General features: G+C 70.3%; 15 protein-coding genes and 1 tRNA gene. 13 read left to right on the top strand and 3 right to left on the bottom strand.

The features are described 5' to 3' along the window. Window positions 1-2,648 (bottom strand): DNA polymerase I (gene polA, locus ACFRMQ_RS05850; protein WP_380727349.1); only part of this gene is annotated, 2,648 nt, incomplete at its 3' end. Between the two features lie 223 nt (window positions 2,649-2,871). Between polA and ACFRMQ_RS05845 the strand changes: the two genes are divergently transcribed. The 6 genes from ACFRMQ_RS05845 to ACFRMQ_RS05820 all read left to right on the top strand — a co-directional run bounded on the left by ACFRMQ_RS05845 (window position 2,872) and on the right by ACFRMQ_RS05820 (window position 9,771). Next, window positions 2,872-3,396, top strand: coding sequence for a PaaI family thioesterase (locus ACFRMQ_RS05845; RefSeq protein WP_380727337.1), 525 nt, complete (start codon window positions 2,872-2,874; stop codon window positions 3,394-3,396). Between the two features lie 628 nt (window positions 3,397-4,024). Further along, entirely contained in the window at window positions 4,025-5,248 is a 1,224-nt protein-coding gene (locus ACFRMQ_RS05840) for an ABC transporter substrate-binding protein (protein ID WP_380727335.1), read from the top strand. Between the two features lie 131 nt (window positions 5,249-5,379). After that, window positions 5,380-6,309 (top strand): branched-chain amino acid ABC transporter permease, encoded by a 930-nt coding sequence (locus ACFRMQ_RS05835; protein ID WP_359819021.1) that lies wholly within the window; start codon window positions 5,380-5,382, stop codon window positions 6,307-6,309. A 5-nt stretch (window positions 6,310-6,314) separates the two neighbouring features. Next, the gene (locus ACFRMQ_RS05830; RefSeq protein ID WP_380727347.1) at window positions 6,315-8,240 is read left to right on the top strand and encodes a branched-chain amino acid ABC transporter permease; all 1,926 of its coding nucleotides are present in this window, start codon (window positions 6,315-6,317) and stop codon (window positions 8,238-8,240) included. An 8-nt stretch (window positions 8,241-8,248) separates the two neighbouring features. Further along, a complete protein-coding gene (locus tag ACFRMQ_RS05825; RefSeq protein ID WP_380727345.1) occupies window positions 8,249-9,058 on the top strand; it encodes an ABC transporter ATP-binding protein in 810 nt (269 codons plus the stop codon). Next, window positions 9,055-9,771, top strand: coding sequence for an ABC transporter ATP-binding protein (locus ACFRMQ_RS05820; protein WP_380727332.1), 717 nt, complete (start codon window positions 9,055-9,057; stop codon window positions 9,769-9,771). The genes ACFRMQ_RS05825 and ACFRMQ_RS05820 overlap by 4 nt, the downstream gene beginning before the upstream one ends. 61 nt (window positions 9,772-9,832) lie before the next feature. On the opposite strand, the gene ACFRMQ_RS05815 is transcribed toward ACFRMQ_RS05820, so the two are convergent. After that, window positions 9,833-10,531 (bottom strand): ANTAR domain-containing response regulator, encoded by a 699-nt coding sequence (locus tag ACFRMQ_RS05815; RefSeq protein WP_380727329.1) that lies wholly within the window; start codon window positions 10,529-10,531, stop codon window positions 9,833-9,835. A 70-nt stretch (window positions 10,532-10,601) separates the two neighbouring features. Between ACFRMQ_RS05815 and ACFRMQ_RS05810 the strand changes: the two genes are divergently transcribed. Together ACFRMQ_RS05810 and ACFRMQ_RS05805 are read left to right on the top strand one after the other, a co-directional pair. Then, window positions 10,602-10,674: transfer RNA gene (locus ACFRMQ_RS05810), tRNA-Leu, on the top strand. 119 nt (window positions 10,675-10,793) lie between these two features. Beyond that, entirely contained in the window at window positions 10,794-11,567 is a 774-nt protein-coding gene (locus tag ACFRMQ_RS05805) for a transcriptional regulator (protein ID WP_380727343.1), read from the top strand. A gap of 43 nt (window positions 11,568-11,610) precedes the next feature. Here the strand turns inward: ACFRMQ_RS05805 and pyk are convergent, their stop codons facing one another. Beyond that, a complete protein-coding gene (pyk, locus tag ACFRMQ_RS05800; RefSeq protein ID WP_380727327.1) occupies window positions 11,611-13,041 on the bottom strand; it encodes a pyruvate kinase in 1,431 nt (476 codons plus the stop codon). Between the two features lie 325 nt (window positions 13,042-13,366). On the opposite strand from pyk, the gene ACFRMQ_RS05795 reads away from it, so the two are divergent. The 5 genes from ACFRMQ_RS05795 to ACFRMQ_RS05775 all read left to right on the top strand — a co-directional run bounded on the left by ACFRMQ_RS05795 (window position 13,367) and on the right by ACFRMQ_RS05775 (window position 19,442). Then, a complete protein-coding gene (locus ACFRMQ_RS05795; RefSeq protein ID WP_380727325.1) occupies window positions 13,367-14,458 on the top strand; it encodes a hypothetical protein in 1,092 nt (363 codons plus the stop codon). Window positions 14,459-14,466: 8 nt separating this feature from the next. Next, a complete protein-coding gene (locus ACFRMQ_RS05790; RefSeq protein WP_380727341.1) occupies window positions 14,467-16,104 on the top strand; it encodes an extracellular solute-binding protein in 1,638 nt (545 codons plus the stop codon). Next, window positions 16,091-16,732, top strand: coding sequence for a hypothetical protein (locus ACFRMQ_RS05785; RefSeq protein ID WP_380727323.1), 642 nt, complete (start codon window positions 16,091-16,093; stop codon window positions 16,730-16,732). Before ACFRMQ_RS05790 ends, ACFRMQ_RS05785 begins: the two co-directional genes overlap by 14 nt. 229 nt (window positions 16,733-16,961) lie before the next feature. After that, window positions 16,962-18,797, top strand: coding sequence for a bifunctional metallophosphatase/5'-nucleotidase (locus ACFRMQ_RS05780; RefSeq protein ID WP_380727321.1), 1,836 nt, complete (start codon window positions 16,962-16,964; stop codon window positions 18,795-18,797). A 75-nt stretch (window positions 18,798-18,872) separates the two neighbouring features. Continuing rightward, on the top strand, window positions 18,873-19,442 hold the full coding sequence (locus tag ACFRMQ_RS05775; RefSeq protein ID WP_380727319.1) for a Uma2 family endonuclease: 570 nt from the start codon (window positions 18,873-18,875) through the stop codon (window positions 19,440-19,442). Window positions 19,443-19,467 lie beyond the last annotated feature (25 nt).

Here is a 19,467-nt window from a genome sequence, read left to right as displayed (position 1 = left end):
GAGACGTCCAGCGGGGCGCGCAGCGGGTAGGCGCCCGCCATGTGCTCGCGGACGAGGGCCTCGACCTGCTCGCGCTCGCCCGGGGCCAGCTCCAGCACGATTTCGTCGTGCACCTGGAGCAGCATCCGGGAGGTGAGGCCGGCCGCGCGCAGCGCCTCGTCCACCCGGAGCATGGCGATCTTGACGATGTCGGCGGCCGAGCCCTGGATGGGGGCGTTGAGGGCCATCCGCTCGGCCATCTCGCGGCGCTGGCGGTTGTCGCTGTTGAGGTCCGGCAGGTAGCGGCGGCGGCCGAGCAGCGTCTCGGTGTAGCCCGTGGCCCGCGCCTCCTCGACGACCCGGTGCAGGTAGTCCCGCACGCCGCCGAAGCGCTCGAAGTAGGTGTCCATCAGGCCCTGGGCCTCGCCGGGCTTGATGCCGAGCTGCTGCGAGAGCCCGTACGCGGAGAGCCCGTACGCCAGGCCGTAGGACATCGCCTTGATCTTGCGGCGCATCTCGGCGTCCACCGCGGCGCCCGGGACCTCGAAGACCTGGGAGGCGACGGTGGTGTGCAGGTCCTCGCCGGAGAGGAAGGCCTCGATCAGCGCCTCGTCCTCGGACAGGTGCGCCATGATCCGCAGTTCGATCTGCGAGTAGTCGGCGGTGAGCAGCGATTCGTAGCCGGGGCCGACCACGAAGGCGCGGCGGATCGCCCGGCCCTCCTCGGTGCGGACCGGGATGTTCTGCAGGTTCGGGTCCTGCGAGGAGAGCCGGCCGGTGGCGGCGACCATCTGGTTGAAGGTGGTGTGGATGCGGCCCTTGGGCGAGACCGTCTTGAGCAGGCCCTCGACGGTGGTGCGCAGCTTGGCCTGGTCGCGGTGGCGCAGCAGGATGACCGGCAGTTCGTTGTCGGTCTGGGTGGCGAGCCAGGTGAGCGCGTCGGCGTCGGTGGTGTAGCCGGTCTTGATCTTCTTGGTCTTGGGGAGGGCCAGCTCGCCGAAGAGGATCTCCTGGAGCTGCTTGGGCGAGCCGAGGTTGAACTCGTGCCCGGCGGCGGCGTGCGCCTCCTCGACCACGCGCTGGATCTCGGCGGCGAACTGGGCCTCCAGTCCGGTGAGCCACTCGCGGTCGGCGGCGATGCCGTAGCGCTCCATCCGGGCCAGCAGGGCGGCGATCGGCAGTTCCATGTCGTGCATCAGCCCGGCGGCGCCGACCTCGGTGAGGCGGGTGTCGAAGAGCGCGGCGAGGTCGAGGACGGCGCGGGCCTGGAGCATCAGCGACTGGGCCGCGGCCGTCTCGTCCTCCTCCGGTGCGTCGAACGCAAGTTGGCCGGTCTCGGTGGCGGGGGCCGGGGTGAGCGAGCGGGCCAGGTACTCCTCGGCGAGCACCTCCAGGGTGAAGGTGCGGCGGCCGGGCTTCTCCAGGTACGCGGCGAGCGCGGTGTCGGCGACGACGCCGGCGATGGTCCAGCCGCGCTCGGCGAAGGCGCGCATGACCTGCTTGGCGATGTGCAGGGCCTTGGGGGCGGCGGCGTCGGCGAGCCAGTCGGCGAAGGCCCGCTCGTCCTCCTCGGCGAGCAGTGCCGGGTCGAACCAGGCGGCCGACTCCCCTGCGGCGAGGGCGACTTCGGTGACCTCGCCGGTGCCGAGCGCCCACTGGTAGACGGCGGCCAGGGCGACGGTGGTCTTGCCGTCGGCGGCGTGCTCGGCCAGCCAGGCGGCGAGGGTGCCCGGGTCGGTGAGGAGTTCGCCGTCGACCTCGACGCCGGGGGCGAGTTCGGCTTCCGCCGAGGCCTCGCCGGTGGACGGGTCGACGCCGAAGACCCGGTCGCGGAAGTTGGCGTTGCGGAACTCCAGCGACTCCATCAGGGTGCCGACGGCGTCCTTGTCGAACGGCTTGCGCTCCAGGTCGGTGACGCCGAGCGGGAGTTCGACGTCGCGGACCAGCTCGGTGAGCACCCGGTTGCGCTTGACCGAGTCGAGGTGGTCGCGCAGCTTCTCGCCGATCTTGCCCTTCACCTCGTCGGCGCGGGTGACGAGTTCGTCGAAGGAGCCGAACTGGTTGACCCACTTGGCGGCGGTCTTCTCGCCGACGCCGGGGATGCCGGGCAGGTTGTCGGACGGGTCTCCGCGCAGCGCGGCGAGGTCCGGGTACTGGCGCGGGGTGACGCCGTACTTCTCGGCGACCTTCTCCGGGGTGTAGCGGGTGAGCTCGGAGACGCCCTTGGTCGGGTAGAGCACGGTGACGTGGTCGGTGACCAGTTGGAGCGAGTCGCGGTCGCCGGTGACGATGTCGACGTCGTAGCCGGCCGCCTCGGCGGCGGTGGCCAGGGTGGCGATGATGTCGTCGGCCTCGAAGCCCTCGGCCGTCAGCCGGGGGATGTGCATGGCGTCGAGCAGTTCGCCGATCAGGCCGATCTGGCTGCGGAACTCGTCCGGCGTCTTGGCCCGGTTGGCCTTGTAGTCGGGGAACTCGACGGAGCGGAACGTCTGCCGGGAGAGGTCGAAGGCGACGGCGAGGTGGGTGGGCTGTTCGTCCCGGACGGTGTTGGCGAGCATCGAGGCGAAGCCGTAGACCGCGTTGGTGGGCTGGCCGGTGGAGGTGTTGAAGTTCTCCACGGGCAGGGCGTAGAAGGCCCGGTAGGCCATCGAGTGCCCGTCGAGCAGCATCAGCCGGGGCCGCCGGCCGGCCCCGCCGCCACCCGTCGCGCCCTTGTCCGTACTCTGCGTAGCCACGTCAACGTCCGTTCCTGCCGATTCCACTACCGGCCACCGATCCTATGGCCCGGCACCGACAAAAGGGACGCCGCGCCGGTCCGGCCGGAGCTGTTACCTACCAGTAGGACGGTCGTACGATCACAGGCGGCAGATCCCCGAGCGGCAGGAGCTCCCCATGACCGACGCGGCCCCCGACACCGACCCGGGCACCGCCCCCGACACCGACCCGGGCACCGCCCCCGACACCGACCCGGGCACCGCCCCCGTCCTGAACGTCCCGCAGGACGTGCTGGACCACTTCGCCAAGCTCGGCGTGACCCCTGGGACCTTCTCCGGCGGCCACCTCGGCGAGAAGCTCGGCATCCGGATCGTCGAGGCCTCCGGCGACCGCGTGGTCGGCACCATGCCCGTGGAGGGCAACCAGCAGCCGTACGGGCTACTGCACGGCGGCGCGTCGGCGGCGCTGGCCGAGACGCTGGGCTCGATCGGGGCGATGCTGCACGCCGGCCCCGGCCGGTACGCGGTCGGCGTGGACCTCAACGCCACCCACCACCGCTCGGCCACCTCCGGACTGGTGACCGGGGTGGCGACGGCCGTGTTCAAGGGACGCACCGCCGCCACCTACGAGATCGCGATCACCGACGACACCGGCCGGCGGATCACCAGCTGCCGGCTGACCTGCATGCTGCGCGACCTCTGACCGGACTCGCCCGCAGCAGATCCACAACGTCCCTACGGCGTCCGCGAGTTCACTCCGGACAACATCAAGTCCCTTTTCCGCCCCCTTGTTTGACCATCCGCCACCCTGGGCAGGCGTTGGTCTGAGCGAGGGGGCGTCGGCATGCCCGACCGCGGCCGGGCGCCGCCGGAGCGCGGGCCGCCGCGAACCCGCGCATGTAACGCTACGTAACAAGTAGGAAATCCGATCAATTGCCACTTCCGGTGCTCACGAGCGCCCTGGGGCACCCTCGCCGCACCTTCGATGTCCGCTATACGGACACTCAAGGCCGAAGGCAGAGCCTCGGACACCAGTGTCCGATAGTCGGAGCTGCCAGCTGCAACCCCCATTTCTGGGCCTTACATCGACCTGTCGGCACGTCAGATCCCGACAACACGGGTTCGATCGAGCCGGAACGACCGCATGTTGAGACAAATAATCCGTGTGCTCATAACAAGAGAATCACAGCCTGCTCGCAGCACTGCCCGAGCCGCCCAGCGACATCTAGAGTCACGGCCAGTCACCGCGCCATTCGATTGGGCCCGGCCCTCCGCGCACTCCGGCTCCCGCCATTCAGGCGCGGGCGCCTCCTGAACCGAAGGGGACCCTCGTGCGTCATCGTTCAGCACTTGTCGTGAGCATTGCCGTGATCGGCGCTCTCACCCTCAGCGCCTGCGGCTCCCGCGGAGAGAAGAAGAGCGGCGACGGCGGCAACGCCGACTCCGGCACGACCACCGTCGTCATCGGCGTCGACGCCCCGCTCACCGGCGACCTCTCCGCCCTCGGACTCGGCATCCGCAACTCCGTCGACCTCGCGATCAAGCAGGCCAACGAGACCAAAGAGGTCCCCGGCGTCAAGTTCGAGATCAAGGCCCTCGACGACACCGGCAAGCCCGCCCCCGGCCAGCAGAACGCCACCCAACTCGTCAGCGACCCCAAGGTCCTCGGCGTCGTCGGCCCGCTCAACACCAGTGTGGCGCAGTCGATGCAGCAGATCTTCGACGACGCCAAGCTCGCCGAGGTCTCCCCCGCCAACACCGGCGTCGACCTCACCCAGGGCGAGAAGTGGGCCAGCGGCGTGAAGAAGCGCCCCTTCCAGTCCTACTTCCGCACCGCCGCCACCGACGCCATCCAGGGCCCCTTCGCCGCCCAGTTCCTCTACAACGACGCCAAGAAGACCAAGGTCTTCCTCATCGACGACCAGAAGGCCTACGGCGCGGGCCTGGCCGCCACCTTCAAGGGCGAGTTCACCAAACTCGGCGGCACCCTCGCCGGCGAGGAGCACGTCAACCCCGACGACCGCGACTTCGCCGCCATCGTCACCAAGGTCAGGAGCTCCGGCGCCGAAGCCGTCTACTACGGCGGCGAGTACCCCGCCGCCGGCCCGCTCTCCCTCCAGCTCAAGGAAGCCGGCGTCACCATCCCCCTGATGGGCGGCGACGGCATGCAGAGCGCCGACTACCTCAAGCTCAACCCCAAGAGCCAGGGCGACTTCGCCACCGCCGTCGGCCTGCCCATCGAAAGCCTCGACACCGCCAAGAAGTTCATCGACGACTACAAGAAGGCCGGCTACAAGGACGCCTACGAGACCTACGGCGGCTACTCCTACGACAGCGCCTCCGCCATCATCCAGGCCGTCAAGGCCGCCAAGGCCGGCGGCAAGGAACTCACCCGGGTGAACGTCCGCGACGCCGTCCAGAAGGTCTCCTTCGCCGGCGTCACCGGCACCGTCTCCTTCGACGAATTCGGCGACACCACCAACAAGCAGCTCACCGTCTACACCGCCAAGGACGGCAAGTGGGCCGTGGAGAAGTCCGGCACCTTCAAGGGCTGACACACAGTCACCACCTGCTCCACAGGCGCCACTTCACCACCACAGCGCGCGGGGGCGCCACGAGTGCCCCCGCGCGCACCCACATCCACCACCCACGCGGACACCCCCGAACGCACTACGGAGGCCCAGCGGTGCACGACCTACCGCAGCAGCTGGCCAACGGCCTGATCCTCGGAGCCCTCTACGGACTCGTCGCGATCGGCTACACGATGGTCTACGGCATCGTCCAGCTCATCAACTTCGCCCACGGCGAGATCGTCATGGTCGGCGGCTTCGGCGCCCTGACCGCCTACCTCGCCCTCCCCGGCGGCACCACCCTGTGGCTGGCCCTGCCGCTCATGCTGATCGCCGGCATCCTGGTCTCCACCCTCACCGCCGTCGCCGCCGAGCGCTTCGCCTACCGCCCCCTGCGCAACGCCCCCCGGCTCGCCCCGCTGATCACCGCGATCGGGCTGTCCATCTTCCTCCAGCAACTGGTCTTCTCCTTCTACCCCGACGCCAAGAAGGCCCGGGTCTTCCCCAAACTCCCCGGAGACCCGTTCAGCCTCGGCTCCGTCACCATCCAGCGCAGCGACCTCTTCCTGATCATCGCCGCCCCCCTGTGCATGCTCGCCCTCGGCTGGTTCGTCACCCGCACCCGCTCCGGACGCGCCATGCAGGCCACCAGCCAGGACCCCGACACCGCCAAGCTGATGGGCATCGACACCGACCGCATCATCGTCATGGCCTTCGCCATCGGCGCCGCGTTCGCCGCCGTCGCCGCCGTCGCCTACGGACTGCGCAGCGGCCAGGTCGACTTCCGGATGGGCTTCATCCTCGGCCTCAAGGCCTTCACCGCCGCCGTCCTCGGCGGCATCGGCAACATCTACGGCGCCATGCTCGGCGGCCTCGCCCTCGGCCTCGCCGAAGCCCTCGCCACCGGCTACATCCAGCACCTGCCCGGCATGCACCTCTTCGGAGGCGGCGCCTGGAAGGACGTCTGGGCCTTCGTACTCCTCATCCTCGTACTCCTGATCCGGCCCCAAGGCCTGCTCGGCGAGCGCGTCGCGGACAGGGCGTGACCACCATGACCACCACCGAGACCACGCCGGTCATCCCCCTGCCCGCCCGCGCCGCGGCGGCCCTCACCGGACTCGGCGCCCTCGCCACCGCCGCCTCCGCCGCCCTCCACTGGACCTGGACCCCCGACTTCCCCGGCGACCTCACCTACGACGGCTCCCCCGCCGGCCTCCAATGGCTCGCCCTCGCCGCCGGCCTCCTCACCCTCCTCCTGCTGCTCGGCGCCCAAGGCGTCCCCGGCCTGCGCTGGACCGCCCCCACCCGCAGCAACAACGCCGTCCTCTACGCCGCCACCGGCGGCCTCGCCGTCGCCGTCTACTCCGTCGCCGCCATCGCCGGCGAACTCGGCGGCCTCGCCAACCTCGAACCCGGCGGCTGGATCCTCGCCGCGGGCGGCCTCCTCACCGTCATCGGCGCCCTCGGCCTGCCACTCGACCGCCGCACCGCCGTCCCGCTGCGCCTGCTCGACAACCGGCTCTTCCTGCTCGTCCCGGCCGCACCGCTCGTCTGGTTCGGCGCCCACGCCGTCCCCGCCGACAAGCCCGTCGCCCCCGTCCTGACCGCCCTGGCCGGCGGCCTCGCCCTCGCGGCCGGCGCCGTCCTGCTGCTCCAGCTCGGCCACCTCGCCAACACCGCGCTGCGACTGGGCCGCACCGACCACCCGCTCGCCGCCCCCCGCCCGCTCCCCTCCTGGGTCGAGATCCTCCTGATCGTCCTCGCCTTCGGGCTCGGACTCTTCGCGATCACCTTCGGCATCGACACCGAGTACGGCGAACTCTTCACCGGCTACCTGCTGTTCGTCGCCCTCGCCGCCCCCGCCCTCGCCCGGTCCGGCCTGATCGCCCGGCTGCGCGCCCTGACCGTCAAGCACCGCCCGGTCACCACCGGCGCCGCCTTCGCCGCCGCCGCGAGCTTCCCCTTCACCCAGACCAGCGACCAGTACACCTCCGTCGCCACCAACATCCTGATCTTCGCCACCGTCGCCCTCGGCCTCAACATCGTCGTCGGCCTGGCCGGCCTGCTCGACCTCGGGTACGTCGCCTTCCTCGGCGTCGGCGCCTACGCCGCCGCCCTGGTCTCCGGCTCCCCCGCCTCGCCCATCCACGTCCAGTTCCCGTTCTGGGCCGCGATGCTCACCGGCGCCGTCGTCTCCATGGTCTTCGGCGTCCTGATCGGCGCCCCCACCCTGCGGCTGCGCGGCGACTACCTCGCCATCGTCACCCTCGGCTTCGGCGAGATCTTCCGCATCACCATGCTCAACCTCAACGGCACCACCGGCCCCAAGGTCACCAACGGCTCCAACGGCATCCCCCGCATCCCCGACCTGGAGATCTTCGGCTTCGACCTCGGCAGCCCGCACACCGTCCTCGGCGTCGAACTCGGCCGCTTCTCCAACTACTACCTGCTGATGCTGCTGGTCACCGCCCTCGTCGTGCTGATCTTCGCCCGGGTCGGCAACTCCCGCATCGGCCGCGCCTGGGTCGCCATCCGCGAGGACGAGACCGCCGCCGAAGCCATGGGCATCAACGGCTTCCGCCTCAAACTCCTCGCCTTCGCCCTCGGCGCCCTGCTCGCCGGCCTGGCCGGCACCGTCCAGGCCCACGTCAGCTACACCGTCACCCCCGACCAGTACACCTTCGCCGAAGCCCTCCCCCCGAACTCCGCCTTCCTGCTCGCCGCCGTCATCCTCGGCGGCATGGGCACCATCAGCGGCCCGCTGGCCGGCGCCACCCTGCTCTTCCTCATCCCGAAGAAGCTCGAATTCCTCGCCGACTACCAGCTCCTCGCCTTCGGCGCCGCCCTCATCATCCTGATGCGCGTACGCCCCGAAGGCCTCATCCCCAACCGCCGCCGACAACTGGAGTTCCACGAGGCCGCCCTCCCGGCCCGGAGCACCGGCGAGCCGACCGCACTCACCAAGGCAGGGGCGTGACCCACCCCATGACCACCACCGCCGCACCCCTGCTCGAAGTCACCGGCGTCACCATGCGCTTCGGCGGCCTCACCGCCGTCAACGACGTCTCCCTGACCGTCGGCGAAGGCGAGATCATCGGTCTCATCGGCCCCAACGGCGCCGGCAAGACCACCTTCTTCAACTGCCTCACCGGCCTCTACGTCCCCACCGAAGGCGCCGTCCGCTACCACGGCACCCTGCTGCCCCCCAAACCCCACCTGGTCACCCAGGCCGGCATCGCCCGCACCTTCCAGAACATCCGGCTGTTCGCCAACATGACCGTCCTGGAGAACGTCCTCGTCGGCCGGCACACCCGCACCAAGGAAGGCATCTTCTCCGCCATCCTGCGCGGCCCCGGCTACCACCGCGCCGAAGCCCTGAGCCGCGAAAAGGCCATGGAACTCCTGGAGTTCACCGGCCTCGCCGCGAAGGCCGACCACCTCGCCCGCAACCTCCCCTACGGCGAACAGCGCAAGCTGGAGATCGCCCGCGCCCTCGCCTCCGAACCCGGCCTGCTGCTCCTCGACGAGCCCACCGCCGGCATGAACCCCCAGGAGACCCGGGCCGCCGAGGAACTCGTGTTCGCGATCCGCGACAGGGGCATCTCCATCCTCGTCATCGAGCACGACATGCGCTTCATCTTCAACCTCTGCGACCGCACCGCCGTGCTCGTCCAGGGCCGGAAGATCGTCGAGGGCGACCGCGCGACCGTCCAGAACGACGAACGCGTCATCACCGCCTACCTGGGCGCCCCGCTCGAAGGCACCACCCCGGCCGTTACGGAGACCGACCAGTGACCGCACTCCTCGAGGTCGAGGACCTCCGCGTCGCCTACGGCAAGATCGAAGCCGTCAAGGGCATCAGCTTCACCGTCGAACAGGGCGAGGTCACCACCCTCATCGGCACCAACGGCGCCGGCAAGACCACCACCCTGCGCACCCTGTCCGGCCTGCTCAAGCCCACCGCCGGACGCATCGCCTTCGACGGCCGGGACCTCTCGACCGTCCCCGCCCACAAGATCGTCGCGCTCGGCCTCGCCCACTCCCCCGAGGGACGGCACATCTTCCCCCGGATGACCATCGAGGAGAACCTCCTCCTCGGCGCCTTCCTGCGCGCCGACGCCCCCGGCATCGCCGCGGACGTCGAGCGGGCCTACGACCTGTTCCCCATCCTCGGCGAACGCCGCCGACAGGCGGCGGGCACCCTCTCCGGCGGCGAACAGCAGATGCTCGCCATGGGGCGCGCACTGATGTCCCGGCCGAAGCTGCTCATGCTGGACGAGCCCTCGATGGGGCTCTCGCCGCTGATGATGCAGAAGATCATGTCCACCATCGTCGAACTGAAGTCGACCGGGACGACCATCCTCCTGGTCGAGCAGAACGCCCAGGCGGCGCTCTCGCTCTCCGACCGCGGCTACGTCATGGAGACCGGCCGCGTCGTCCTCTCCGGGACGGGCGCCGACCTCCTCCACGACGAGTCCGTCCGCAAGGCCTACCTCGGCGAGGACTGACGCCCCGCACACGACGGAGGGCCCGGCAGAAACGTTCTGCCGGGCCCCTTCCGTACGTGCCCTACTCGCCCTTGTCGGCCTTGTCGGCCTCTTCCGCCTTCTTGCGGTCCTGGGCCTCGCCCTCCTCGATGACCGCCTCGGCCACCGCGGCCATCGTCATCCGCCGGTCCATCGAGGTCTTCTGGATCCACCGGAAGGCGGCCGGCTCGTTCAGCCCGAACTTCGTCTGGAGCACACCCTTCGCCCGGTCCACCAGCTTCCGGGTCTCCAGCCGCTGACTGAGATCCCCGATCTCCTTCTCCAACGCCCGCATCTCGGCGTACCGCGACACCGCCATCTCGATCGCCGGCACCAGGTCCGACTTCGAGAACGGCTTGACGATGTACGCCATCGCCCCCGCGTCCCGCGCCCGGTCCACCAGCTCCCGCTGCGAGAACGCCGTCAGCATCAGCACCGGCGCCAGGTGCTTCTCGTGGATCTGCTCGGCGGCCGACAGGCCGTCCAGCACGGGCATCTTCACATCGAAGATCGCCAGATCCGGCTTCAGCTCCTCCACGAGCCGCACCGCCGTCTGCCCGTCCCCGGCCTCCCCGACGACGGTGTACCCCTCCTCCTCCAGCATCTCCTTCAGATCGAGACGGATCAGCGCCTCATCCTCGGCGATCACGATCCGGGTGATCTGGGGCGTATCGGTCTCAAGCGGCTGCGCCTGCTCGTCGGCGGTGCTCACGGGGCTCCTAGTTCCGGCGGGGTACTGCATGCACGAGGGTACCGAGACACGGTATGTTTGAGACCAACGGGTCCGAAGTTCAACCTTCGAATCCATGGGCGCCCCGGTAGCCCAGCGGGAGAGGCGATGGTCTCAAACACCATACAGCGTGGGTTCGAATCCCACCCGGGGCACTTTTCCTTCGATTCTTAAGCCACTTAGGGTAACCTGATGGTTGGCGATCTTCATTACTTCGGATGAAGATCTCGGCATTCGCCAGATCCATCCACGCGATTCGCACACGCTCGATCGCATGTACGACATGGTCGCACGCCAACGAGCACTCGATCTGCGCGCCTCTGGGCTGACCTTCAGCCAGGTCGGCCACGCGACCGGGATATCCCGCTACACGATCCGTGAGTGGACATCCGGTGCCGTCCCCGGCCCGCGCATGACGGCCGAATGCCCGGTCCGCGGAGGCCGGCTCGATCCCTCGCGCCCGCCGGCCGACTACGCCTACCTACTCGGTCTCTATCTCGGCGACGGCTGCATCAGCGAGGGCCGCCGCAAGGTCTACGCCCTTCGCATCGCCTGCTGCGGCACTTGGCCCGGTCTCATCGACGAGTGCGCGCGGGCCGTCGCCGCCGTCATGCCTCACAACAAGGTCAACCGGGTGAAGGCGCCCGGCTGCGTCAGCGTCGTCAGCACCAGCAAGCACTGGCCCTGCCTCTTTCCCCAGCACGGCCCCGGGCCGAAGCACCTGCGGCGGATTTCTCTCGCGCCCTGGCAGCAGGAGATCGTGGACGCCCACCCCTGGGAGTTTCTCCGTGGGCTGATCCACTCCGACGGCTGCCGCATCACCAACTGGGCCACCCGTACCGTGGACGGCGTCACGAAGCGCTACGAGTACCCGCGCTACTTCTTCACCAACACCTCGACCGACATCATCGGCCTCTTCACCGCCACCCTCGACGCCGTCGGCGTCCAGTGGAAGGCAGCCTCTCGATCCAACGGCGCCACGAACATCTCCATCGCCCGCAAAACCGACGTCGCCCTCATGGACGCCCACATCGGCCCCAAGCACTGACGGCGGCGCGGCGCCCGGAGGGGCCACGCCGCCGCCGAGAGGCTCAGACGTCCAGGGTCCCCACGTGGTGGACGCGGACGAGGTTGGTGGAGCCGGCCAGGCCGGGGGGCGAGCCCGCCGTGATGACGACGATGTCGCCCTTCTGGCAGCGGCCGAGCGAGAGGAGGGCCGCGTCGACCTGTTCGACCATCTGGTCCGTCGTCGGGGCGAACGGGCCGAGGAAGGTCTCCACCCCCCAGGTGAGGGCGAGTTGGCTGCGCACCGCGGGCTCGTAGGTGAAGGCGAGCACCGGGATCGGCGAGCGGTAGCGGGTGAGCCGGCGGGCGGTGTCGCCGGACTGGGTGAAGGCGACGAGGTACTTGGCGTTCAGGAAGTCGCCGATCTCGGCGGCCGCGCGGGCGACGGCGCCGCCCTGGGTGCGCGGCTTGCTGCCGGCGGTCAGCGGCGGCAGCCCGGCCGCCAGGATGTCGGTCTCGGCGGCCTCGACGATCCGGGCCATGGTCTTGACCGTCTCGACCGGGTACTTGCCGACCGAGGTCTCCCCGGAGAGCATCACCGCGTCCGTGCCGTCCAGGACGGCGTTGGCGACGTCCGAGGCCTCCGCCCGGGTCGGCCGGGAGGCGTTGATCATCGAGTCCAGCATCTGGGTGGCGACGATGACGGGCTTGGCGTTGCGGCGGGCCAGTTTGATGGCGCGCTTCTGGACCAGCGGGACCTGTTCGAGGGGCATCTCCACGCCCAGGTCGCCGCGGGCCACCATGATCCCGTCGAAGGCGTCGACGACGGACTCCAGGTTCTCCACCGCCTGCGGCTTCTCGACCTTGGCGATGACCGGGACGTAGCGCCCCTCCTCCGCCATGATCCGGTGGACGTCCTCGATGTCCCGCCCGCTGCGGACGAAGGAGAGCGCGATCAGGTCGGCCCCGGTGCGCAGCGCCCACCGCAGGTCGGCGACGTCCTTGTCGCTGAGCGCGGGGACGGAGACGGCGACGCCGGGGAGGTTGAGGCCCTTGTGGTCGGAGACCAGGCCGCCTTCGATGACGAGGCAGCGTACGCGCGGCCCGTCGACGGCGACGACCTCCAGGGTGACCCGGCCGTCGTCGACCAGGATGCGTTCGCCGCGGCCGACGTCGCCGGCGAGTCCGGAGTAGGTGGTTCCGCAGATGTCCTTGTCTCCCACGACGCCCTTGTCGGTGGAGATGGTGAACTCGTCGCCGCGTTCGAGAAGTACCGGCCCGTGGGCGAAGGTGTCGAGGCGGATCTTCGGGCCTTGAAGGTCGGCGAGGATGCCGACGCTGCGGCCGGTCTCGTCGGCGGCCTTGCGGACGCGGCGGTAGCGTTCCTCGTGTTCGGCGTGCGTGCCGTGGCTGAGGTTGAATCGGGCGATGTCCATCCCGGCGTCGACCAGGGACTTGATCTGGTCGTACGAGTCGGTGGCGGGCCCGAGGGTACAGACGATTTTTGCTCGGCGCATAGTGCTGAGACTAGGCATTACCGACGCGTAACCACGACGCGGGTCCGGACTGCGGGATGACCTTTGCGGTAAGGCGAGTTGAACAATCTGACACACACTCGGACCACCGTGCGGGCACCCCTTCCCGCGCCCCTCCCGCGCGCCGTCCACGCTCCCCCGCGCCCCGCCCGTCAATACGATTCCGTGAAGGGGTGTTCACCCCCGGTTCATCGCCGCTTCCGTCGCCGCTCCCCGCCCGGCGGGACGCTCGTCACCCCCGGGTGGATACCCGGGCTCCCCGGGTGACCACCCGGACGAAGTAGCTGACGAGGGGCAGGCGTTCGGCATGAAACGCGCTCTAAGGGTGGTGGCGACCCTGGCCCTGTTGGGCGGGGTGGCCTTCGCGCTCATCCCCGACGACAAGCCGGAGGGCGCCAAGACGGTCACCGTCACCGGCCTGATCGGTTCGGAGAAGCGCGCCTTCTTCGAAGACGCCGACGTCAAGGCCGAGTTGGCGAAGCAGGGCCTGGACGTCCGGGCGGACTCGACGGGGTCCTGGAGGATGAGCGACCAGGCGGAGAAGACCCCGGGGCTGGACTTCGCCTTCCCCGCGAGCGCGGCGCCGGCCCGGGAGATCCAGCGGATCTGGAAGTTGCAGGACTCCCCCCTGGTGCCGTTCTACTCGCCGCTGGTGATCGTGGCCCACGACTCTGTGGCCCAGGTGCTGAAGAAGAACAAGCTGGCCGACGTGGACCCCGCCACCGGCGTCTGGACGTTCCGGATGGACGAGTACGTCAACGCCCTGAAGGGCAACCGCAGGTGGGAGGAGCTGGACGGAGCCCGCGAGCACCCCGAGCTGTCCGGCCAGCTCTTCGTGACCACCACCGACCCGGAGAGCTCGTCCTCCGGCGCGATGTACCTCGCGCTGCTCTCCTACGTCGCCAACAACCACCAGGTGGTGTCGGACGACGCCGGCGTCGCCGCCGTCAGGGACCTCCTGCACACCGCGAACTCGCTGCAGGGCATCCAGAAGAGCAGCAGCGACGAGCCGTTCCGGGACTTCGGCGCGGGGATCGGCAGCCCGCTGATCTTCGCGTACGAGTCGCAGGCCGCCGCCCTGGCGCTCCAGGGCAAGCCCACCGGGGACATGGTGGTGCTGTACCCGGACACCACGGTCTACTCGGACCACACCGTGGTGGCCCACACCGGCAACGGCCGCAGGCTCGCCGAAGTACTCCAGAACGACGAGACGCTGCGCACCCTGGAGGCCAAGTACGGTCTCCGGCCGCAGGCCAAGCCGGAGGCCTTCGCCAATCTGATGCGGGAGCGCAAGCCGGTCTTCGCACCCGATCTGACCGCGGCCAGGATCAAGCAGGCGACGCTGCCCTCGCTGGACAACCTGACCAAGCTGACCACCGCGGCGAAGGGGACCAAGTGACCAGCCCGATGAAGCGCCGCGGCCTGCTCGCCGCCGCGCTGGCGGCCGCGGTCGCCGCGGCGACCGCCTGCACCTCCGACCCCGCGCCCGGCCCGAACCCGAGCGGCCCGCCCGCCGAGACCGCCCGCCCCGGGGTGCTGCGCGTCCTGGCCGGCAGCGAACTCCAGGACCTGGCACCGGTCCTGGAGGACGCCCGGAAGGCCACCGGGGTGACGGTGCAGTTCTCCTGGACGGGCACCCTGGACGGCGCGGACACCGTCTCCTCGGGGAGGGCCGACGGCAAGTACGACGCCGTGTGGTTCCCGTCCGACCAGTACCTGCGGCTCGATCCGGCCGGCAAGTCCAAGGTGATCTCCGAGACCCCGGTGATGGTCTCGCCGGTGGCGATCGGGGTGCGCTCCTCGGCGCTCGGCGAACTCGGCTGGGGCGACGGTTCGAAGGTCACCTGGGCGCAGGTCGGCGAGGCGGCCGCGGCCGGCAAGCTGCCGTACGGGATGGCCGATCCGTCCCGTTCCAACTCCGGCTTCTCCACCCTGGTCGCGGTGGCCTCGGCCTTCTCCGGCGCGGGTGCGGCGCTGACCGACGCGGACGTGCAGAAGGCGGGCCCGCAGCTGAAGGAGTTCTTCAAGGGCCAGAAGCTGACCTCCGGTTCCTCGGGCTGGCTGGCGCAGGCGTACACCCGGGCCGAGTCGGGCGTGGTGAGCGCGCTGGTGAACTACGAGTCGGTGCTGCTGTCGATGAACCGGACGCTGCCGGCGCAGCAGCAGCTGACGGTGGTGCGGCCGGTGGACGGCGTGGTGTCGGCGGACTACCCGCTCTCGCTGATGTCCTCGGCCGCGCCGGACCAGCGGGACGCCTTCCAGCGGCTGACCGCCTACCTGCTCAAGGAGGACGTGCAGAAACGCATCTCCGAGACGACGCTGCGCCGCCCGGTGACGGCGGGCGTGGCCCCGGCCTCCGGGCTGCCCTCGGAGCGCCGCCGGGAGCTGCCCTTCCCGGGCACCCGGGCGGTCGCGGACGGCCTGCTGGCCGCGTACCAGAACGAGCTGCGCCGCCCGTCCCGGACGGTGTACGTGCTCGACACCTCGGGCTCGATGGAGGGCTCGCGGATCGCCGCGCTGAAGAGCGCGCTGGGCCGGCTGACCGGGGCGGACGACACCCGCGGGGTGCGCCGTTTCCGGGACCGCGAGGAGATCACGCTGCTCTCCTTCGCCTCCGCGGTGAAGTGGACCAAGACCCACGTGGTGCCGGCCTCCGGCGGCAAGCCGGGCCCGGAGACGGAGCTGGCCTCGATCGACGCGGACGTGCAGTCGCTGGCCGCCTCGGGCGGCACGGCGCTGTACTCCTCGCTGGAGGAGGCGTACAAGGTGATCGAGCGCCAGCAGGCGGCGGCCGGTGACGACCGGTTCACCTCGATCGTGCTGATGACCGACGGGGAGAGCAACGCCGGGGCGACGGACGCCGACTTCAAGCGCTTCCATGACGGGCTGCCGGCCGGGGAGAAGGCGATCCCGGTGTTCCCGATCAAGTTCGGGGAGGCGGCGGTGAGCCAGCTCCAGGGGATCGCGGACCTGAGCGGCGGCAAGCTGTTCGACGGGACGGGTTCGCTGGACGGGGTGTTCGAGGAGATCCGTGGCTACCAGTAACGGTGACGGCGGCTTCGGCGCCCGGACGCTGCGCTACCTGGAGTCGGCCCGCAACCTGGTCGGCTGCGCGGGCGGCGCGGTCGGGCTGGGGCTGCACTTCGCCGGACTGGGCGGGGCCTGGTGGCCGGGGGTCGTGGCCGGGCTGTACGGGGTGGGCGCGCTGCTGGCGCCCGCCCCGGCGGCCCGCCGGGAGCCGACGCCGGGGCCGGGGCCGGGGCCGACGCCGCGGACCACGGCGCCCGAGCGCTCCGGGGAGGGCGTGTCGGCCCTCCTCTCCGAGGTCTCCGCGGAGCTCTCCGCCCCCGACGGGGCCTCGGCCCGGCCGCCCGCGCGACCGCCCGTCCAGCCCGTCCAGCCGCCCGCGCCCGACCCGGAGCTGGAGGCGCTGGCCGCCTACCTGGACGGCGTGCCGCTGCCGCCCTCGGCCGGCGTGGACGGCCTGCTGGCGGCGCTGCGCTCGGCCGGTCCGGGGCCGGTGGCGGAGCGGATCGTCCGGCACGGGCTGCCGGTCGCGGTGGCGGGCTACCTGCGGGCGCGGACCTGGCAGCCCTGGGCGGGCGCGGGCGCCCCGGACCCGGTGGCCGAGCTGGGCCGGGAGGTCGGCCGGCTCGTGGGTGAACTGTCCTGACGCGCCCTCCGGGGCCCTCCCTACCACCCCGCACCTCCCCCGTTCCCGTCACGAACGAGTCGCCAAGATCTCACCTCCCGGACAGGTCCGGGGACTATCCAGCACCCCGGCCCGCACGGCACACTGCTACGCGCGTCCTTCTACGCGCGTCGACGCGTTGACGCACCCTTTTCCTCACGCACACCAGTTGACGGCCCGTTCGCCGTCGCCCCACTCGGGAGATTCGTCCATGCCCCTGAACCGCCGTGACTTCGTCACCCGGTCCGCCGCCACCGCCGCCGGTGCCGCCCTGGCCGGTGGCGCCACCCTGGCCGCCGCCCCCTCCGCCGCGGCCGCCCAGCCGGACACGGCGGCCGCCAAGGGCCCGCAGCGCAAGCCGCGCAAGCAGGCCTTCACCGTCATGGGCACCACCGACCTCCACGGCCGGGTGCTCAACTGGGACTACTTCACCGACGCCGAGTACACCGACAAGGCCCACAACGCGGTCGGCCTCGCCAAGATCTCCACCCTGGCCAACCAGGTGCGCGAGGAGAAGGGCTGGGACCGCTGCCTGCTGATCGACTCCGGTGACACCATCCAGGGCACCCAGCTGTCCTACTACTACGCCCGGATCGACTCGATCCTCAGCGACGCCGACACCGTGCCGGACCACCCGATGGCCGTCGCCATGAACCTCATGGAGTACGACGCCGCCGCGCTCGGCAACCACGAGTTCAACTACGGCATCCCGCTCCTGCGGGCCTACGAGGAGCAGCTGGAGTTCCCGCTGCTGGGCGCCAACGCGCTGTACGCGAAGAACGAGAAGCCCGCCTTCAAGCCCTTCGTGATCAAGGAGCTGCACCTGGGTGAGGGCCGCCCGCTGCGGGTCGGCATCCTCGGCCTGACCAACCCGGGCATCGCGATCTGGGACAAGGCCAACGTCAGCGGCAAGATGGTCTTCCCGGGCATCGTCGAGACCGCCGCCACCTGGGTGCCGAAGGTCAGGGCCGCGGGCGCGGACGTCGTCGTGGTCTCGGCGCACACCGGCTGCGACGAGGCGACCACCTGGGGCGACCAGCTGCCGTGGACCGAGAACGCCGCGGTCGAGCTGGCGGCGACCGTCCCCGGCATCGACGCGGTGCTGGTGGGCCACGCCCACAAGGAGATCCCGCAGCGCCTGGTCGTCAACAAGAAGACCGGCAAGACCGTCGTGCTCTCCGAGCCGCTCTGCTACGGCCAGCGCCTGACCTGCTTCGACTTCGAGGCCGAGTTCGCGGCCGGCGCCTGGACGGTCACCTCGCTCTCCTCCCGGCTGCTGAACTCCAACACGGTGCCGGAGAACCCGGAGATCACCAAGGCGGTCGCCAAGCAGCACAAGAAGGTCGTCGCGTACGTCAACCAGGTCATCGGCGCCGGCAAGATCGCGCTGTCGATCGCCGAGGCCCCGTTCAAGGCCACGCCGATCATCGACCTGATCGGCCGGGTCCAGGCCGACCAGGTCAAGGCCGCGCTGGCGGGCGGGCAGTACGCCAAGCTCCCGGTGCTGGCCCAGGCGGCGCCGTTCAACCGCACCGCGCTGATCCCGTCCGGCCAGGTCAAGCTGCGCGACGCCGCGGGCCTGTACATCTACGAGAACACCCTGGAGGCCCGCGTCCTGACGGGCGCCCAGCTCAAGGACTACCTTGAGTACTCGGTGAAGTACTACAACCAGCTCGCCCCGGGCGCCGCGGTCGACAAGGACAAGCTGACCAACGCCGAGGCCACCCCGGACTACAACTACGACTCGATCTACGGCCTGAGCTACGACATCGACATCGCGCAGCCCAAGGGCCAGCGGATCGTCAACCTGTCCTTCCAGGGCAAGCCGATCGACCCGGCCGCCGAGTTCGTCCTGGCCGTCAACAACTACCGTGCCAACGGCGGCGGCAACTTCCCGCACGTCGCCAAGGCCAAGGTGGTCTGGTCGGACTCCGACGAGATCCGCAACACCATGATCGCCTGGGTGAAGGCCAAGGGCACCATCGACCCCGCCGACTTCTTCACCGACTCCTGGCGCCTCGTCCGCGCCGGCCAGCCGGTCTTCTGACCGACGCCCCCACCGGAAGGCCGTCGCCCCGTCGGCGACGGCCTTCCGGCCTGTCCGGTGGAGAAGAATGGCGCCATGAGCGAGTTCCGGATCCCAGACCGCCACGCCCGGCTGCTGGCCTACGCGCAGAGCCTGACGCCTCCGGCCGGATGGAAGATCGAGATCTCCGGCGACGAGATCATCGTGACGGCCGGACCGCCGGTGATCCACCAGCACAACGTCCTGTTCGTCCGCGAGCAGTTCGATACACACCGTCCATCCGACCTCATGCCGAGCGAGAACACCGACCTCGCCTCTCCGAACGTCGGCAAACTGCGCAACCCAGACCTGACCTACATCCCCCGCTCGTTCGTCAAGACCGGCGGCAACCAGGTCCCCGCCGAACAGGCCGCCCTCGCCGTGGAGATCGCCTCGCCGTCGAACCCGGAGAACGACCTCGTCGGCAAGGTCCGCGACTACCCGCTGATGGCCATCCCGGTGTACCTGCTGATCGACCCGCGCGAGGGCGATCTGACGCTCTACTCGGAGCCGTCCGGCAGCGGCTACCACCGCAAGTGGAGCGGCAAGTTCGGCGACGCGGTCCCGATCCCGGCCCCGTTCGACTTCGATCTCACCACCGACGGCCTGATCCGGTACCCCGCCTGACACCACGGGCCCCGGCGGATTCCCG

The sequence above is a fragment of the Kitasatospora sp. NPDC056783 genome, from assembly GCF_042789895.1.
In the GTDB taxonomy this organism is placed as follows: domain Bacteria; phylum Actinomycetota; class Actinomycetes; order Streptomycetales; family Streptomycetaceae; genus Kitasatospora.
Note: the sequence above shows the minus strand (reverse complement) of the source record. Positions and strands in the feature narration are given on the sequence as shown.

What these genes read in the sequence shown, in the direction of transcription:
- ACFRMQ_RS05780 (WP_380727321.1), top strand. Translation starts at nt 16,962, where the DNA reads ATGCCCCTGAACCGCCGTGACTTCGTCACCCGGTCCGCCGCCACCGCC.
- ACFRMQ_RS05795 (WP_380727325.1), top strand. Translation starts at nt 13,367, where the DNA reads ATGAAACGCGCTCTAAGGGTGGTGGCGACCCTGGCCCTGTTGGGCGGG.
- ACFRMQ_RS05790 (WP_380727341.1), top strand. Translation starts at nt 14,467, where the DNA reads ATGAAGCGCCGCGGCCTGCTCGCCGCCGCGCTGGCGGCCGCGGTCGCC.
- ACFRMQ_RS05825 (WP_380727345.1), top strand. Translation starts at nt 8,249, where the DNA reads ATGACCACCACCGCCGCACCCCTGCTCGAAGTCACCGGCGTCACCATG.
- ACFRMQ_RS05830 (WP_380727347.1), top strand. Translation starts at nt 6,315, where the DNA reads ATGACCACCACCGAGACCACGCCGGTCATCCCCCTGCCCGCCCGCGCC.
- ACFRMQ_RS05815 (WP_380727329.1), bottom strand. Translation starts at nt 10,531, where the DNA reads ATGCAGTACCCCGCCGGAACTAGGAGCCCCGTGAGCACCGCCGACGAG.
- ACFRMQ_RS05845 (WP_380727337.1), top strand. Translation starts at nt 2,872, where the DNA reads ATGACCGACGCGGCCCCCGACACCGACCCGGGCACCGCCCCCGACACC.
- pyk (WP_380727327.1), bottom strand. Translation starts at nt 13,041, where the DNA reads ATGCGCCGAGCAAAAATCGTCTGTACCCTCGGGCCCGCCACCGACTCG.
- ACFRMQ_RS05805 (WP_380727343.1), top strand. Translation starts at nt 10,794, where the DNA reads ATGTACGACATGGTCGCACGCCAACGAGCACTCGATCTGCGCGCCTCT.
- ACFRMQ_RS05775 (WP_380727319.1), top strand. Translation starts at nt 18,873, where the DNA reads ATGAGCGAGTTCCGGATCCCAGACCGCCACGCCCGGCTGCTGGCCTAC.